The organism is Streptomyces sp. NRRL F-5755 (genome assembly GCF_001279365.1).
GTDB classification, from domain to species: domain Bacteria; phylum Actinomycetota; class Actinomycetes; order Streptomycetales; family Streptomycetaceae; genus Streptomyces; species Streptomyces rimosus.
The window spans coordinates 1-16,005 of sequence record NZ_LGCW01000060.1 but is presented as its reverse complement, the minus strand read 5'-3'; the positions used below and the strand labels follow the sequence as shown (position 1 = coordinate 16,005).

General features: G+C 70.1%; 12 protein-coding genes and 1 tRNA gene. 2 read left to right on the top strand and 11 right to left on the bottom strand.

Annotation, left to right across the window (positions count from 1 at the left end; translation table 11 throughout):
• Nucleotides 1-61: 61 nt before the first annotated feature.
• Together ADK86_RS09570 and ADK86_RS09565 are read left to right on the top strand one after the other, a co-directional pair.
• Nucleotides 62-1,660 (top strand): alpha/beta hydrolase, encoded by a 1,599-nt coding sequence (locus ADK86_RS09570; protein WP_053696180.1) that lies wholly within the window; start codon nucleotides 62-64, stop codon nucleotides 1,658-1,660.
• Between the two features lie 61 nt (nucleotides 1,661-1,721).
• A tRNA-Thr gene (locus tag ADK86_RS09565) sits at nucleotides 1,722-1,795 on the top strand.
• Nucleotides 1,796-2,088: 293 nt separating this feature from the next.
• Here the strand turns inward: ADK86_RS09565 and ADK86_RS42150 are convergent.
• The 11 genes from ADK86_RS42150 to ADK86_RS09510 form a co-directional block, all read right to left on the bottom strand.
• Nucleotides 2,089-3,069 carry a hypothetical protein gene (locus tag ADK86_RS42150; protein WP_053696179.1) on the bottom strand — a complete coding sequence of 327 codons (981 nt, stop codon included), beginning with the start codon at nucleotides 3,067-3,069 and terminating at the stop codon, nucleotides 2,089-2,091.
• Nucleotides 3,066-5,621 (bottom strand): hypothetical protein, encoded by a 2,556-nt coding sequence (locus tag ADK86_RS09555; protein ID WP_053696178.1) that lies wholly within the window; start codon nucleotides 5,619-5,621, stop codon nucleotides 3,066-3,068. Before ADK86_RS09555 ends, ADK86_RS42150 begins: the two co-directional genes overlap by 4 nt.
• Nucleotides 5,618-6,070 (bottom strand): DUF6507 family protein, encoded by a 453-nt coding sequence (locus ADK86_RS09550; protein WP_053696177.1) that lies wholly within the window; start codon nucleotides 6,068-6,070, stop codon nucleotides 5,618-5,620. The genes ADK86_RS09555 and ADK86_RS09550 overlap by 4 nt, the downstream gene beginning before the upstream one ends.
• A gap of 127 nt (nucleotides 6,071-6,197) precedes the next feature.
• Complete coding sequence (locus tag ADK86_RS09545; protein WP_030374822.1) at nucleotides 6,198-6,509, bottom strand: pore-forming ESAT-6 family protein; 312 nt, start codon at nucleotides 6,507-6,509, stop codon at nucleotides 6,198-6,200.
• Nucleotides 6,510-6,557: 48 nt separating this feature from the next.
• Nucleotides 6,558-6,890: a hypothetical protein gene (locus tag ADK86_RS09540; RefSeq protein ID WP_030604771.1), complete on the bottom strand. Its 333-nt coding sequence runs from the start codon at nucleotides 6,888-6,890 to the stop codon at nucleotides 6,558-6,560.
• Between the two features lie 192 nt (nucleotides 6,891-7,082).
• Nucleotides 7,083-8,501, bottom strand: coding sequence for a DUF6177 family protein (locus ADK86_RS09535; protein WP_053696176.1), 1,419 nt, complete (start codon nucleotides 8,499-8,501; stop codon nucleotides 7,083-7,085).
• Between the two features lie 82 nt (nucleotides 8,502-8,583).
• Nucleotides 8,584-12,639 carry a type VII secretion protein EccCa gene (gene eccCa / locus ADK86_RS09530; protein WP_053696175.1) on the bottom strand — a complete coding sequence of 1,352 codons (4,056 nt, stop codon included), beginning with the start codon at nucleotides 12,637-12,639 and terminating at the stop codon, nucleotides 8,584-8,586.
• Nucleotides 12,640-12,675: 36 nt separating this feature from the next.
• On the bottom strand, nucleotides 12,676-13,902 hold the full coding sequence (locus ADK86_RS09525; RefSeq protein ID WP_053696174.1) for a MinD/ParA family ATP-binding protein: 1,227 nt from the start codon (nucleotides 13,900-13,902) through the stop codon (nucleotides 12,676-12,678).
• A gap of 52 nt (nucleotides 13,903-13,954) precedes the next feature.
• Nucleotides 13,955-15,310: a type VII secretion integral membrane protein EccD gene (eccD, locus tag ADK86_RS09520; protein ID WP_053696173.1), complete on the bottom strand. Its 1,356-nt coding sequence runs from the start codon at nucleotides 15,308-15,310 to the stop codon at nucleotides 13,955-13,957.
• Nucleotides 15,311-15,388: 78 nt separating this feature from the next.
• A complete protein-coding gene (locus tag ADK86_RS09515; protein ID WP_030604786.1) occupies nucleotides 15,389-15,658 on the bottom strand; it encodes a hypothetical protein in 270 nt (89 codons plus the stop codon).
• Between the two features lie 64 nt (nucleotides 15,659-15,722).
• Nucleotides 15,723-16,005, bottom strand: a 283-nt coding sequence (locus ADK86_RS09510; protein ID WP_199834376.1) for a penicillin acylase family protein, incomplete at its 5' end; no start/stop codon positions are given.

Below are 16,005 nucleotides of genomic sequence, written 5' to 3'. Positions count from 1 at the left end.
CCCCCACCCCCACCACTGTCACGTTGCCGCTGCCGACGATTCAGGGACCGAGGGACCGCCCATGGCCACCAGCCGCCTGCTCCGCACCGCCGGTACCGTCCTGACGGCCACCGCCCTGCTCATCTCCGGCTGCTCGTCCGGCAGCCCGTCGTCCGGCGCCGCCTCCCGGAACCCGGCGAGCGGCGGAACGGCGTCCGCCGGCACCGCGCCCGCCCCGGCGACCAGCACCCTCGAACCCCTCCCCACCGCCGTCCCGGCCGCCCTCCGCCCGTACTACGACCAGAAACTCACCTGGCGCGAGTGCGGGGTCGTCGGCTTCGAGTGCACGACGATGAAGGCGCCCCTCGACTACGAGCACCCCAGCGCCGCCACCGACCTGAAGCTGGCCGTCTCCCGTAAGAAGGCCACCGGGCCGGGCGACCGCCTCGGTTCCCTCATGGTCAACCCGGGCGGCCCCGGCGGCTCGGCGATCGACTACCTCCAGCAGTACGCGCCCCAGCCCGAAGCGGTCCGGGCCCGTTACGACATGGTGGCCATGGACCCCCGCGGCGTGGCCCGCAGCGAACCGGTCACCTGCCTGTCCAATGCCCAGATGGACGACTTCACCCGCGTCGACCAGACCCCCGACGACGACGCCGAGGCCGACCGCCTCACCGCTGCCTTCCGCACCTTCGCCCAGGGCTGCCTGCGCCGCTCCGGCGCTCGCCTGGGCCACGTCTCGACCGCCGAGTCCGCCCGCGACATGGACGTCCTGCGCGCCGTCCTCGGCGACGAAAAGCTCACCTACGTAGGCGCCTCCTACGGCACCTTCCTCGGCGCCACGTACGCCGGCCTCTTCCCCTCCCGCGTCGGCCGCCTCGTCCTCGACGGCGCCATGGACCCCTCGCTGCCCGCCCGCAGGATGAACCACGACCAGACCGCCGGCTTCAACACCGCCTTCACGGCCTTCGCCAAGGACTGCGCCAAACAGCGCGACTGCCCCCTCGGCACCAGCGGCCCCGAAGAAGCGGGCCGCCGCCTGAGCGCCCTCTTCAAGAAGCTCGACGCCCACCCCGCGCCCACCGGCGGCCCCCGCACCCTCACCGAATCCCTCGCCACCAGCGGTGTGACAGCGGCCATGTACGACGAGGGCGCCTGGCCTGTCCTGCGCGAATACCTCGCGGAGGCCCAGAAGGGCGACGGCCGCGGCCTGCTCGCCCTCTCCGACTCGTACTACGAACGCGACCCGGACGGCACCTACGCCAACCAGATGTTCGCCAACCCCGCCGTGAACTGCCTCGACCTCCCCGGCGCCTTCTCCGGCCCCGACGAGGTACGCGCCGCCCTGCCCGCCTTCCGCAAGGCATCCCCGGTCTTCGGCGAAAGCTTCGCCTGGGCCGCCCTGAACTGCGCGTACTGGCCGGTCAAGCCCACCGGCGCCGCACACCGCATCACCGCCGACGGTGCCGCCGCCATCCTCGTCGTCGGCACCACCCGCGACCCCGCCACCCCCTACCCCTGGGCCCGCTCCCTCGCCGCCCAGCTCTCCTCCGCCGCCCTCCTCACCTACGACGGCGACGGCCACACCGCCTACGGCCGCGGCAGCGACTGCATCGACACCGCCATCAACACCTACCTCCTGGAATCCACACCCCCACCCCCCACCAAGACCTGCCCCTGACCCCCACCGAAACCCGGTTCGGACCACCCCCATCCGATGTGTAGACTGGGCTCCGCACCACGCCGCCTTAGCTCAGTCGGCCAGAGCGACGCACTCGTAATGCGTAGGTCAAGGGTTCGATTCCCTTAGGCGGCTCAGATGAAGCCCAGGTCACGTACCACGTGACCTGGGCTTTTTTGCGAGCTGGGCGGCAGGGCTGCCTGTGCCTGCGTTCTCGCTCCTGGTCCGTGGGAGCGTGCGGGCAGGCGGGAGCGTGCGCCCTGACCCCTTCGAGCCGCGGGATGGCCGGCTAGGCGCGCGCGAGCGGTGGTTGGCGCGAGTGCGCGAGTGTATGGCCTGGTTCCCAACAGGTTTGCCGGATTCCGACTCAATTGCCCCGTTGGAGGTGTGCCTCTTCGCCTAACGGGCGGCCCTTGACGAACTTGAGGTCAGCTTTCACTTGCGAGCTCGCGCAGCCTGTCCAGCTCGATCGATCTCGGCCCTACACCCTCCTTGGGATCGACCAATTCCGCGAGTGCCTGTGAGGGGGACAGGCCCCGGTCGTACGCGGCGTTGAGCCGGGTCAGCCACGAAAGTGAAGCCTTGTATCTTTCTTCCTTGTCGAGATCGCGCGGTTCGAAACTTGCGCCATTCGCCGCATCGGATGCCCATAGGTACCCCAGCAACCCGTGTTCGTCTCGTACGGGGACGTATTGAACCTCGCCGCTCACTGAACGCTTGTAGCCGATGTGGCCGAATCTGGGTGCGTTCCTGAAGGCCTCGTATCGCCGAGGGATTTCGAAACCGGCCCACACGTCGGATGCGTTGCCGTTTTCGTCGAAATAGTTGTCGATGCCCGTTTCGGTTGGCTTGCCGAAATATGTGGGATCGTCCGGATCGATATCAGAGTCGAGTACCTCTGAAAGGTCACGGAGGGCGGCAGATAGCCGGGGGGCGTTCGACGCGTAGGTGGCGGGCTGACTGCAACCCTTGAGGTCGTACGGCATCCATGCATCGGAGAACGTGACCAGGTCGACGCTGACGTAGTCGAGGAGCATCGAAGCCCCTACTTGGAAGAGCCGGTCCACGGGGAGCTGTTCGTCGCCGTCGATGATGATTCCGGTCCCGTTGGTGTCGGCGTACACGGCCCCGATTTTCCCCGGGAGCAGTGCCGCCTTGACCGCGGCGGTCAGCTGTTGTGCGGGGTCGGGCCGGGTGGCGTCCAACTCGAGCTCTCCCCGGAACAGGAAGGTGTTGGGCTTGCCTGCTTCGTGGACGGACACGGAGACCTTTGAGGCGTCGCTCACGAGGCGATGCCTGAGCAGGACGGCGTAGGCGGCCACCAGTTCATTGAGGCACGCGGCGATCTTGTCCTCGGCTTGCTCGTCCCGTCCCCAGGTCCAACGAGCGACAGGCGTACTCGCGATCACAGTGTTCCTTCCGGCAAGAACTTACCGTTGGGCGGGATGATCAGAATCCCGTCCTCGACCCGAACGATGAACTGGATGTTGGTGTTTCCGTACACCTCGGTGAGGCGTTGATGAGCTCGAAGGGCCTCGTGCTCCGCCATCGTCCCTTTGGTGTCAATGACGAATGTTTTGAAGTCGGCTCCGGACTCGTCCAGCTGTTTGATGTTGTCAAATACTTTCTTGACGAGCCTCTTCGGATTCTTGATCTCCTTGAACTGGTAGCCGTGAACACGCCCGTCCGCATCCCGTGCCATCACGTCGAGGTCCGTTTTCTCGCCGGTTCGGACCCCAGGCTTCAGTTCGACGTCGCCCTTGATTTCGAAGGAGATGTCGCGGATTCCCATCTCGTGCAAGCGGTTGGCCAAGCGGATTTGTTCGATGCCGCCGGCCATCTTGTCGGCGTGGCTGAGGCTGGACACCACCTGGCCGAAATTCTCGGCGCCCTTGAATCTACCTGAAGCGATAGTTTCGGCGATCTCGCGACCTGCCGGATCCCCGGCCAGATTGGTCAGAGTTCTCTCCAGATCGTCAGGTTTTACCTTTGAGCCGCGCAACTGCTCTCGGATTTGCCCTTCCAGCTCGCTCCCGCGCTCGAAAGGAGCGGCTTCGTCATGCGGCCTCTCCCAAGCACTGGTGTCACCGGGACCATCTCCGAGTGAGGTGCCATGTTCAGTCGTCGTTCCGCCTTCGGGCCTACCTCCCATGGTGCCAGAGCCACCCTCGGAGTTACCCGTGGCCGCTGTGTGTTCACCGCCGTGCGAGCCCTCTCCATGGCTTGCAGTGAGCTCATGACGGGTCCCTGCGTCAGGGCTGTCGCCATGAACGCCCCCTTGGCCAGTGGGCCCTTCGTGACTGGCGGACGGAGGGACGAGGCGGTCATCGGCGCGGCCACCAGGCAGGTGGTCGGCAGCGCCCCCTGGAGGAATGCCGCTGCCCTGCTTGCCGGGAAGGTCACCCCCCACCCGCCCCACCTCGGACACACCCGACCCACCACGAACGACCTCGTCGCTCCGCCCGCCAACCCCAGCCAACACCGGCTGTTCCTCGCGCACCGGTGCGTTCGTCCGGGGCTGGGCGGATTCGCTCTCCGGTTTGGATGTGATGTCTCTTGGTGCTGCGCTGCCATGTTGTTCGATGGTGCCGTCCGGGCGGTAGATGGTGCCGTCTTCGGCCAGGAAGCGGGGTGGGCCTTCGGCGGGGATGCGGACGGTGCCCGGGGGGAGGGGGGTGGTTCCTTCCGGGAGTTTGTAGGTGCCGTTGGGGAGTCTGGTGAAGGCGTCCGGGACTTTCTTGCCGGAGGGGAGGTGGATGGTGCCGTCGGCGGTGAGTTTGGCGTTGTCGGGGAGTACGACCACCTCGTCGGGCAGCTTGGGGAGTTCCACGCCGCGCAGGGTCTTGAGGTGGGCCATCACGTCGCCGATCTTCGACAGACCGGCGCCCGCGCCCTTGAAGACATAGGTCATCGGGTCGATGGTGTGGCCCACCTTGCCGGCGACGGACAGCGCCTTGGCCGCCGTGCCCGCCTTGCCCGCGCCGGATACGGCGGCGGTGCCGCCACGGGTGACCAGGGCGGTCAGGACGTTGAAGGTGACCGCGCCGGCGGCCCGGGAGGGGTTCGAGCTCCACTGGTCCCAGGCCAGCATCGCCTTGCCGGTCTCGACCATGGCGGTCCGCGATTCCCGTAGCCAGGTGGGGAGCATCTTGCCCGGGGCCATCAGGTACAGGGAGCCCACGCCGGGGATCATGGTGATGGTCAGGCCGGTGGAAAGCTTGGCCAGGTTGACCCAGGCTTGGCCGGCGGCGTCCCAGCCGTCGACGCCGACCAGGGTGCCCAGGCCCTTGATGGTGCCCCACACGCCGTCGACGATGACGCCCTTGCCGAAGTCGTAGGCGTGCTCCCACACCTGCCACCAAGGGACGGACTCCTCGACCGCGTCGCCCCAGGGCAGGCTCTTGGACTGCTTGAGGGCTTCGGCGTCGTAGCCGTACATGCCCTTCTGGTTGGTGCCGTCGTTCGTCTTGAGCGGGGTGCCGCCCACCAGCGCGACGATTTTCGCGTGGCAGTCGCGTTCCGCTCTCTGGAAGGCGGTCCAGACTTCGGCGATCTTGTTACGGCGGGCCAGGTTCTCCTCGACCAGGTCGCCGTCCTCGTTCCAGTCGTCGTCGGCGGCCTTGTCGGTACGGAAGCGAGCGGCTTCCTGCCTGAGCTGGTCCAGCTGGGCGACCAGTGGCGTGATCTCACCTGCGTAGGTGCCCAGCGCTTTGGAGATGACCTGGAGGTCGCCGCTCAGGTCGTGCGCCTTTCGCGCCACGGGTTCGGTGACGCCGAAAAGCTGCTCCGCCTCGGGTGCCCTGTAGAAGGCGGACAGTCCGCCGAAGGATTTGTGGACGTCCGAACCGGCGGTGCCGACCTTGGTGCCGCCTTGGGACAGCGCCGTGACCTTGCTCTGGAGAAGGGGCAGGTCTCCGGTGTAGACCGGCACTTCGGCCGGGTTGACCGGCGCGTCGCTCACTTCGTCCCCCCGAAGTCGTTGAGAGCGTCCAACCGCACGGCCCGGGCGGCGCTCTGGGCGTTCCCGGCCGCTTCCAGGTCGCCCTGGACGTAGGCGTTGGTGGCCTTGGCCGCGCCCAGAACGGCGGCCTGGACCCGGTCGGCCATCGCCTTGACGTCGGTCTGGCGCTTTGTCGCGTACTCGATCAGTGCCGCAGCGACCGGTCCCGTCGCTTTCTGCGGCAGCAAGGCGGGCCCCACCGGCCCCACCGGCTTGTACGTCGTCAGCACCGGCTGTCCGCTCGGCAGCGTCGTGGCCTGCGAGCCCGGTACGGCCGTACCCGCCGCCCGGGCCGCCTCCTGAAGGTCCGCGAGCATGGTGTTGAGGGCCTTCCCCAGGTCTTCGGCGTGTGTGCCGACGACCTTCAGCTGGCCCTGAACCCCTTGCGGTTGGATGTCCCATGACGTCATGAACGTTCCCCCATGCCTGCAAAACCGCGGCGCCGCCGGCCGGCTCCGTGCGGCGCCGTCACTCCCCGTGGCCGCCCGTCGGCGCCCCTGCGGGGCAACTCCCCGCCGGGCGCGCCGAAGTGCCGGCTCAGCCGATGTTGTCGACCGCGGCCTTCGCCCGGGCGAGCGTCTGGTGCGCGGTTCCGTCGTTCTTCTCCAGGGTCGTCTTCAGCAGCTGGATGATGCTCCTGACCTCCTGCGATGCGCGGTTCCAGCGCATTTCCTTGCCGTGGTACTCGTCCGCGACACCGTCCGCGGTGAAGTCCGCCATGGCGGCCTTCACCTGTGCGTCACGCTCGGCGATGACCTGTTCCAGGCGTGCGATCACCGCCTGGATGTTGCCCTGGGCCTCCGCCGAGGCGCCCGTGTCGTACGAACGACGGTCCATCCCGCCGGCCATGCTCATCACTCCCCCTGAGATCTACGTGCTCGCGCGGCACGCGGGTGGTCAGCGGCCCGAGAAGCGGGCCGCGTCGAAGTTCGCCGCGGCCATCTGCGACCGGGCGTTGTCGGCCTGCTCCTGGTCACCGGAGCCGAACGCCGTCTCCATGCCGGACTGACCGCCGACGATCGCGGCCAGCGCGCTGTTCAGTGCCGCCGTGATCTCGTCGGCACGCGACTTGAACGAGTCGAAGGCCACCTTGCCCGACCCGTTGAACCTGCTCTCCAACGGCTGCGCGGCCTGCACGAGCTGACGGATCAAGGCGCCCAGTTCCGTACTCGACCCCTGCGACTTGGACCTCAGGGTCGAGAGCGTCTGCGCCCCCATGTCGAACTTCATCGGGCTCCCCCCACCAGATTTGTCGATCGTTTGTACGCATCCCTATCAACCGGGACATCAGTGGTGCAATCCGTATCCCTGATCCTAGGACCAAGGTGTGACAATGGCCCGGCAGTTACGGATGACGCGTCCGCGCGCCCTGCTGAGCGCCGTGTGCCGGGGGGCTCTGGTAAAGCCGTGGTACACGTGTTTTCAGGCGCCTTTCAGATGGCGTGTCAGCTGCTCGAAGACCCGCCAGCCCGACAGGTCCGACGGGTTGCCGGGAAGCGGGTAGTACAGCGCCGGGCGGGCCTTCGGGCCGAGGCGGACGGGGGCATCGGGCAGCGGCGTACTGAACGCACGGTCGCCGGGCATCCGTCGGACCTCCTCCGCGCCGAGCACGAACGCCAGTGGGACTCCGGCCCCTTCGAAGCGGGGCGGCACCGCAAGGTCGCGGCGCGCCTTCCGGAGCTGCACGAGCATCGACTGGAGGTCATTTCGGGTGGCGAGCAGTTCCGCGGTTCCGGGCAGTGACTCCAGCGGCGGTTCCTCGTCGGCTCCGTAGCCGAACATGAGCGTGACGTGCTCCTCCACGCCCGCCTTCGTACGGCTGACCCGTACGGTGGCCAGGCCGGGCCGCGCCCGGCTGCCGACCACGACGAACCAGGTCGGTTCGGGAGACCTCTCGTGGGCGAGGTCGGTCATCTGGCGTGGAGTCCAGGGGAGGTTAACGGGCTCCGCGGTTCCCCATCCGGCCGGGGGTTCGCCGGTGAGCTCGCGCCATACGGATTCCAGCGCGCCGCCTATCACCAGCCGGTCGTCCGCCGGGTGGACGGCGCGGAAGGTGACGGCCAGCTGGCGCTCGCCGGTGTCCACGGCCTCCTGGAAGGCCGCGGCGACGGGGGTGCGCGGGTCGTCGGCGGTCGCCTCGGCCGCGGCCACCGGTGCGAACATGCCTTCTTGCCAGCGCAGTACGGCTCCGGTCAGCCCGTCGTAATAGCCGTCCCGCCCGTCCCGGACGACCCAGCGCGACGGCCAGGTGCCGAGGTGATCGCGTACGGCAGGGGAGAGCGTGGTGCCCGGCGGGCTGACGATCTGCAGCCCCAGCCCGGCTTCGGCCGCGGTCCGGAACGCGTCCGAGAGCCAGGCCGTCATGGCCACCACCGGGCGGTCCTGGATGACGACGGCGACCTGGTCGGTGAGGACGTCGATGGCGGGCTGGCCGGCGGCGGGCGTGGGAGCGACCGTCATGCCTTCGGTCTTCACCACGGCCACGGAGCGCGCGGCCTCCGGCGGCCAGGCGGAGCCGCCGGCCAGGGAGGCCAGCCGGGCCGCGAAGGTTCCGGCGAGCTGCTCGGCGTGCTCGACACCGGTGGTGGCACGGGCCTCGGTCCACCAGTAGGGAACCGGCGGAGCGGTCGCGCCGAGCAGCCGCTCGGCCTCCCCGTCGACCTGCACCAGCAGGGGCGCCTCGACGGAGACGAGGGGGCGCCCCGCGTCGTCGCAGAGCCGCACGACGGCGTCCTCCCCGGCGGTGTCGACCAGATTCTCGGGCCCCCCGGAGAGCAGGCCGGCGAGCAGGGTCCAGGGGTCGGGCATGCGGTGCGTGAGGGCGATGACGTCCTTGGTCACGGGGTCGTCCGGTCCTTCGTCTTCGGTGGCATGGCTGCCGTACGTCGTATGGTCCGCGTCGGCGGGAGGGGGCTCGGTCGGGTCACTCGGAGGAGTACGCGGTCTGGATGAGGCGGTTGGCCCGGCCTCTGCGGATGAAGACGCCACGGCCCGCCGGCTGCTGGGAGGCGTACACGCCGGGGAACAGCTGTCCCTCGCCGCGGTCCCCCGCCATCAGGAGTGCCGAGGCGCCCGATTCGCGCAGTCCCTGTACGAGGGGTTCGTACATGCCCCGTGAGGCGCCTGCGACGCGTCGTGTCAGGACGAAGTGGAGTCCGATGTCCGCTGCGGCCGGGATGTACGGCAGGAAAGGGGCCAGTGGTTCCTGGCCGGCGGTGGTGATGACGTCGTAGTCGTCGACGAGCACCACGATCCGCGGGCCGCTGCCCCAGCTGCCGGGTTCGAGGTCCTCCAGGCGCGAGCTGTCATCGGGCAGGCGCTGTTCCAGCACGGTGGAGATACCGGTGGCCAGGCCCGCGCACAGCTTCGCGTTGTACGCGTACCCGCCGTTGAACTCCTCGGGGATCACACCGCGCAGGCCGCGCCGCGGGTCCATCACGGCGAAGACCAGCTCGTCCTCGCTGTAGCGCTCGATGAGTCCGTTGGCGATGATCTTCAGCAGGTTCGTCTTGCCGCACTCGCTGTCGCCCATGATCAGCAGATGCTGGTCGTGGGCGAACAGGTCGAGCAGTACGGGTTCGAGGGCCTTCTGGTCGAGTCCGATCGGTACCCGTCCGGGTTCGGCGGCCGGGCCCGGCAGCAGCCGCGGCTCCAGGAGGTGGGGCAGTACGCGTACCGGCTGGGCGACCTCACCGCTCCAGGCCGCGCGGATCGTCCGGGCCGCACGCTCCAGGACCGCACCCAGGTCGGCCGTGTCCGCGTGGCCGTCCGTACGGGGGAGGGCGGCCTGCGCGAAGAGCCGGCCGTCGGTGAGGACGCGGCCGGGTTCGTCGGGCGAGAGGGTCGCGGCGAGCTTGGGATCGATGCAGGACTCGCCGGGGTCGTTCAGCCGCAGCTCGACGCGGGTACCGAAGTTCGACTGGACGGCGATGCGCGCGTCGTTCCAGCGGAGCATTCCGGCGATCACGTGGACACCGTAACCACCGCCGCGCTTGAGGATGTCGGTGACGTCGTCGTCCAGCTCCTCGAAGTCGTCGCGCAGCGCACCGAAGCCGTCGATGACGAGCACGATCTCGGCGGAGGCCAGCTCGGGCAGCCGGCCGGCCGCGTGGAGGTCACGCAGCTGATCGAGGGAGTCGATGCCGTGTTCGCGGAAGAGGTCCTCCCGGGCCGCGAGCATGGTGCGTACTTCTTCGACGGTGCGGGCGGCGCGTTCGCGGTCGGCGCGGCCCGCGATACCGCCGACGTGCGGCAGGCCCGAGAGGGCCTGGAGCCCGCCGCCGACCAGGTCGAGGCCGTAGACGCCGACTTCCCGCGGGGTGTGGGTCAGCGCGAGCGAGAGGACGAGGGTGCGCAGGAGTGTTGTCTTCCCGGACTGCGGACCGCCGATGAGAGCGACGTGGCCGCCCGCCAGGGTGAGGTCCAGGTACCACTGGCCCTGCCACTGCCTGGCCGGGGCGTCGAGCAGGCCGAGCGGCACCTGGAGCGGTGGGCGGCTCCTGCCCGCGGACCGGACACCCTGTGGTGACGTGTTCGTCGAGTCTCCCTCCGGGGTGCCTCCCGTCGCGTGCCCCTTCGCGTCCAGGAGCTGCAGGCCGCGCTCGCCCACGTCCAGCGGTCCGGCGACCGCGTCCAGGGTGACCGCGTCGGGCAGCGGCGGCAGCCAGATGCGGCGCACCGAACCGGGGGCGTCGGCCAGTTGACCGACCATGACGTCCAGGTCGGTCGGCCCGGTCACACGGCGCCGCACTGTCGGCTCCTGCGCCTCCGGGTCCTGCGCCTCGCCGAGCGTGTTGAACGTTTCGTAGGGGAGGGCCCGGGGCCCGGTGTCCTCCCCGTCCGTGTGCCGCGCGGGCCCTTGGTAGGCGCCCGATACGTAACTCGCCTTGAACCGGTCGTAGTGGCTGGTGTCGACCTTGAGATAGCCGAAGCCGGGCAGCGGCGGCAGGTGGAAGGCGTCCGTGGTGTCCAGCACCGTACGGGACTCGTCGGCGGAGAAGGTGCGCAGCCCGAGCCGGTACGAGAGGTAGGTGTCCAGTCCCTTCAGGTTGCCGCCTTCGATGCGTTGGCTGGACAGCAGCAGGTGTACGCCTATGGAGCGGCCGATGCGGCCGATGGACAGGAACAGGTCGATGAAGTCCGGCTTGGCCGTGAGCAGTTCACCGAATTCGTCGATGACGACGATCAGGTGTGGCAAGGGCTCCAGGCCGGGTCGCCGGCCGGCGCGCAGCGCGGCGTAGGCACCGATGTCGGCGATGTTTCCGGCGTCCTTGAGGACCTGCTGGCGGCGCTTGACCTCGCCGGCGAGCGAGGCGTGGACCCGTTCGACGAGCCCGGCCTGATTCTCCAGGTTGGTGATGACGCCGGCGACGTGCGGCAGGCCCGCGAACGGCGCGAAGGTCGCTCCGCCCTTGTAGTCGACGAGGACCAGGGCAAGATCCTCCGGCGGGTGCGTGGTCACCAGGGCGAGGACGAGCGTGCGCAGGAGTTCGGACTTGCCGGAGCCGGTGGCGCCGACGCACAGGCCGTGCGGGCCCATGCCGAGGTCCGACGACTCCTTGAGGTCCAGGAGCACCGGCTCGTGGGAGTCGTTGACGCCGATCGGCACGCGCAGGAAGGCACGCTCCCCGCGTGGCGCCCACAGGCGCCCCAGGTCGAGCCGCGCCATGTCGTCGATGCCGAGGAGATCCGCGAAGTCGACCGGCCCGGACAGGGGAGCGTCGGTCAGGGACTCGGCGGACAGGCGCAGCGGCGCCAGCATCCGGGCCAGCCCTTCGGCGAACGGGATGCCGGCCTCGTCCGCGGTCCCGTGGGCGTGGACCGGCTCCTGTCCGCGCAGGTCCTCGATGGCCACCCGGTCACCGTCGACCGTGATCCGGACACTGACCTGGCCGGACTCCTGGACCCGGTGCTCCAGCAGGTGCAGTACGGTGACGGCCATCTCGCGCAGCCCGACCGCCTCATCGGGGCGGGGCAGTTCGACGGCGTCCTGCCCGTGCCCGTCGGCGACGACGAGCAGCCGGGACGTCATGGACAGGGCGTCGTTGCCGGAGAGGCCGCGCCGTACCTCTGCCGCATAGGAGGCCCGGCGGCGCAGCTCGGGGCCGAGCTGCCGGGCGAGCTGGGGGGCGGAGGGGGCGATGCGCCGGGCCGCCACAGGGCCGTCGAACTGCTCGGTATCGAGCAGGTGGGGCAGCCACTTGGCCCACTCCCAGTCGCCGATCCGGTCGCCGGGCACCGCGAGGGCCATGCCCACGTCGTCCGGCGCGTGCAGGGCGGCGGTCTGCACCAGCAGGGCGCGCGCCACGCGGAGGCAGTCCTCCCGGGGGCCGATGACACTCACGTTGCCGACCCGGTCGAGCGGGACGGTGAGCGGCAGATCGGTGCCGGTACGGAAGCGGGTGATCAGGGCCGACGCCTCGTTGAGCATGAAGCGGTCGGGCGGGGTGAGGACCGAGGAGCCCTGCTGGGCGATCTCCAGGGCGCGTACGGGCACCTCGCCGGTGCCGACACGCACGCGCAGGAAGTCGCCGTCGGTACGGCGGCGCTCCCACACGCGTGCCGGATCGCGGGCTATGTCGTACAGAGCGGTCGGCGGCGGGTCGAGGACATCGGCGCGTTCACGCCGCGCGTGCTCCTCGGCGAACAGCTCCTCGCGCAATTCCTCCAGGTAGGCGAGGTATGCCTCGCGCTGGGTGCGCCGGGTGCGCTGGGCCTTGCCGCGCTGCGAGAGGACGAGCAGCAGGGAGCCGACGACGGTGACGACCAGGATGATCGCGCCGAGCACGGCGAACTGGCTGTTGCGTACGACCGTCATCATGACCACGGAGGACATGACGCCCGCGATGGGCAGCAGCGACATGGCGATGTTGCCCGCCTTCCCCTCGGGAAGGTTGGGCGGGGCCTCGATGACGCGTGGCCCGGAGGCGGCCGGGGGCCTGGAGGTCCTGGCCGGGCGGTGGATCAGTCGGGTACTCATCGTCGTCCGTCATTCACGGTCGGGCTCGGCATCCGGTCAGTGGCGCTTCTGGGAGAGGTGGAAGACGTCCGCGGCGATGCGGGCGGCGGCCTGCCTGGTCGGGTGGGCGAGCAGTTCGGGCTGTATCCGGCCGCCGGCCGCCAGGTGCCGGTCGTACGGCAGGACCCGGACGCTCGCCCCGGTGGACGTGAGTTTTGCGGTGGCCTCGTCGAGGTCGATCCCCGGGCGGGACATCAACGCGGTGAGCACGACGACGGTCCCGGCGATCATGTGCCGGGGCAGCTCCTGCATCCACCGGAGCACCGCGTACGTACTGGTGACGCCTTCCGGCGTGGCCGGGGTGGTCAGCACCCGGCTGTGGGCGGCGGCGAGCGCGACGCGGCCGACCTCGGCGGGCAGCGTCTCGCAGTCGATGACCATCACGCCGAAGTAGCGGCGCAGCGCCACCACGGCCCGCTCGTACGCCCGGCTGTCCAGCATCGCGCCGACCTGGCCCCGGCTCGCCGGCAGCAGCCAGGCGTTGTCGGGAAGCTGGACGAGATAGCCGGTGACGTCGAGCAGCGACATGTCCGGCTTGACGATGTCCGCGATGTCGCTCGTGGTCCACCGGTGGGTCCGGGCGCCGAGCCGCAGCGGCAGCGAGCCCAGCGCCGGATCGGCCTCCAGAACGAGGACCGGGTCCTGCCGGTAGTGCGCGAACGTGGTACCGAGCAGGGCGGAGACGGTCGACTTTCCCGAGCCGCCCCGGATGGACGTCACGGCGATCTGCCGGCCGGTCGTCACCGGCCGCTGGAGCACCCCGGCGATCCGGGTGACCGCGTCGACCTCTCGGGCGGCCGACGAGGACAGCGTGCGGCGCAGGGTGCGAGCGGCCCGCGCGGCGAAGGACTCGCCGTGCTGGGGCTTGCGCCGTACCGCGTCGGCCAGCCCTTCGTCCACCACGGGCCGGGAACCGGAGGCGCCGTGCGGGTGTCGGCCTGACGGGGACGCCGTCGGCTGCTGCTTCGACTCCTGGTGGTCCACCTGCCGCGGCAGGCTGCCCTGATGGTCCGCCCGCTGCTCCTGACCCGAGTGCGGGGCGGCGGTCTGCCGGTGTGGCGCACTGTCCTGGACCGTGTCCGGGGTCTGGGCGCTCTGCGTAGACGGGACCGGGCCGGTCGAGGAAGCGTGGTCCGCCCGAACGCCGGAGCCCTGTGCGCCCTGCTGAGTGCCGCCTCTCAGGTCGCGCAGCACCTCGCCCTGCCAGCCGTCTCCGCTCGGCATGCCTGACCTTCACCCCCACCTGCCGCTCCGCCCGGAGCGCCCGCACATCGACTCAGAACCGGTTGAGCAGCTGCCCGTACACCCCGAACACACCGAAGGCGAGCGGGAAGAGGCCCACCATGCCCACGGACTCGACCAGTTCGGCCACGCGCCGCAGCCGCACCTGCACATGCTCGGGCACCTGCACCGCCAATGCCAGCAGCGGCAGCACCGCAGCCGCGCACAGCACGGCGAGCGCCCCGGCGTGCCCCGCATGCTCCATCCACAGCATCACCAGGCGCACGATGAGAGCCGACGCGGCGATCAGGAGTGCCACGACCTCGGCGACCAGCGGAAAGGCGCGGGCCCTCGACACGAGCACCACGACGACGAGTGACGCCAGCACGGTGGTCCACGCGGTCGGCCTCTCGGCCAGGGTGAGCAACCAGCCGGCGGCGGCCGCCGAAACCGCGGTGACGATCGTCGACAGGGCCAGGCCCCGGTGCGTCGCCGCGAGCGCGGTCCCCACCTGGTGGCGGCTGACGGAGGCCCCGCCGGAGCGGCGGTCGTCGAGCGCGGTGAGCCCCGACGCCATCAGGGCCAGCCGCGGCAGCACACCGAGCAGCACCAGCGAGAACACGGCCATGACGGCTCCGAGCCGGGCCGGTTCGCTCTGGACGGCGGCCACCGCCTCCCACACGACAGCGAGCACCGCCGTCGTCACGGCGCCGACGAGCCCGCCCTTGCCGAGCGGCGAGAAGCGGCCGAGGCACCCGAGCGTCAGCACCAGCGCCCCCGCGACGCCGGCGAGCCGTGCCGGGCCCGGCCAGCCGTACGCGTCGGCGGCCGTCCACGCCGTGAGAACACCCAGTCCGCCGGAGGCGACCAGGAGCGCGGTCGTCAGGCCCCGGTTCCTCTGCCCGACCTTGGTGACGAGCACACCGGCGGCCAGGAGCACGAGAGCGAGGGCCGAGCAGGGACCGACGAGGGCGTCGAGCGCGAACTCGCGGCGCGCGAGCAGTGCGGCGACCACCGTGAAGGCGACCGTTGCCGCGCCCGCGCAGGCGCGGCGTGCGGCCGGACGCCAGCGCCAGGCCCGCAGGTCGAGATCGTCGGCCACCTGGTCGGTGACGTCGTGCACCACCGGGGCAGGGGGAGCGGAGTGCGTCCTGACGAGCCGGAGCACCGCACCGTCGACGATTCCGGCCGAGGCCAGTGTGGAGTCGTGCGGCAGAACGGAGCCGTCCGACGTGATCAACTGCCGGGACATCGGCTCCGAAGCGGGCCGGTCGCCCAGCAACTGCAGGATGTCGGGGAGCAGCTGTCCGATGGGCGTGTCGGAAAGCAGCACGATGTCGGCCCGGCGCCGCTCGCCGACCAACGTCACTCGGCTCAGTTGTGTCCGGGAAGTCGTCGCTCTGCTCACCACTTACAGGAACCTATCATCGCGCCTCACCGAATATTCGGGCCAACCAGGCATTCCTGACCTGAGCGTGCGGGCCCGGTGTCACTGCTTGGCCGGCCGCTCGTACTGCTGCACCTGGCGCTGCTGCTTCTCCTGTTCGGCTTTCTGCTGCGCCAGGGTGTGCTGGAGAAAGGACCACCCGACGCAGCCCGCACACAGGACGGCTGTGACGGCGATCCCCGCGAACACCTTCCCCAGCCGCTCGTCCGCTGTGTGACGCGAGCGCTGCGCGCCGAACAGCAGGGCATCGCGCATTCTGCGTCGGCGTACCGCCACCGACTCCAGCAGCTGACTGTCGTAATCCCGAGCCATTTCCGCGCCCGTCGCCTCCCTCCGTGCCGCTGTCCCCCGGCGGAATGGTAGGCCGCTCGACGCTTCACTCCACCAACTTCACCACCCGAACCCCCTCCGCCCCCACTATCTCCCCCTCACAAAACCTCTCCCGAGGCAGCTCCCCCCTCCCCAGCAACTCCGCCTGATCCGCGTGATGCGGAGACGTCCTGTCCGTGGACTGGGAGTACGTGAGGAGGGAGTGGGTGGTGGGGCAGGGGGTGGGGTTGAAGGAGACGAGTTGGATGAAGCTGGAGCCGTGGACTATGGGGTGGTCGCCGGAGGGGGCCGGGTCGGTGACGATCAGGTTCAGGACGCCCAGGGGCTGT

What these genes read in the sequence shown, in the direction of transcription:
- ADK86_RS09570 (WP_053696180.1), top strand. Translation starts at nt 62, where the DNA reads ATGGCCACCAGCCGCCTGCTCCGCACCGCCGGTACCGTCCTGACGGCC.
- ADK86_RS09550 (WP_053696177.1), bottom strand. Translation starts at nt 6,070, where the DNA reads ATGACGTCATGGGACATCCAACCGCAAGGGGTTCAGGGCCAGCTGAAG.
- ADK86_RS09545 (WP_030374822.1), bottom strand. Translation starts at nt 6,509, where the DNA reads ATGGCCGGCGGGATGGACCGTCGTTCGTACGACACGGGCGCCTCGGCG.
- ADK86_RS09540 (WP_030604771.1), bottom strand. Translation starts at nt 6,890, where the DNA reads ATGAAGTTCGACATGGGGGCGCAGACGCTCTCGACCCTGAGGTCCAAG.
- eccCa (WP_053696175.1), bottom strand. Translation starts at nt 12,639, where the DNA reads ATGAGTACCCGACTGATCCACCGCCCGGCCAGGACCTCCAGGCCCCCG.
- ADK86_RS09525 (WP_053696174.1), bottom strand. Translation starts at nt 13,902, where the DNA reads ATGCCGAGCGGAGACGGCTGGCAGGGCGAGGTGCTGCGCGACCTGAGA.
- ADK86_RS09515 (WP_030604786.1), bottom strand. Translation starts at nt 15,658, where the DNA reads ATGGCTCGGGATTACGACAGTCAGCTGCTGGAGTCGGTGGCGGTACGC.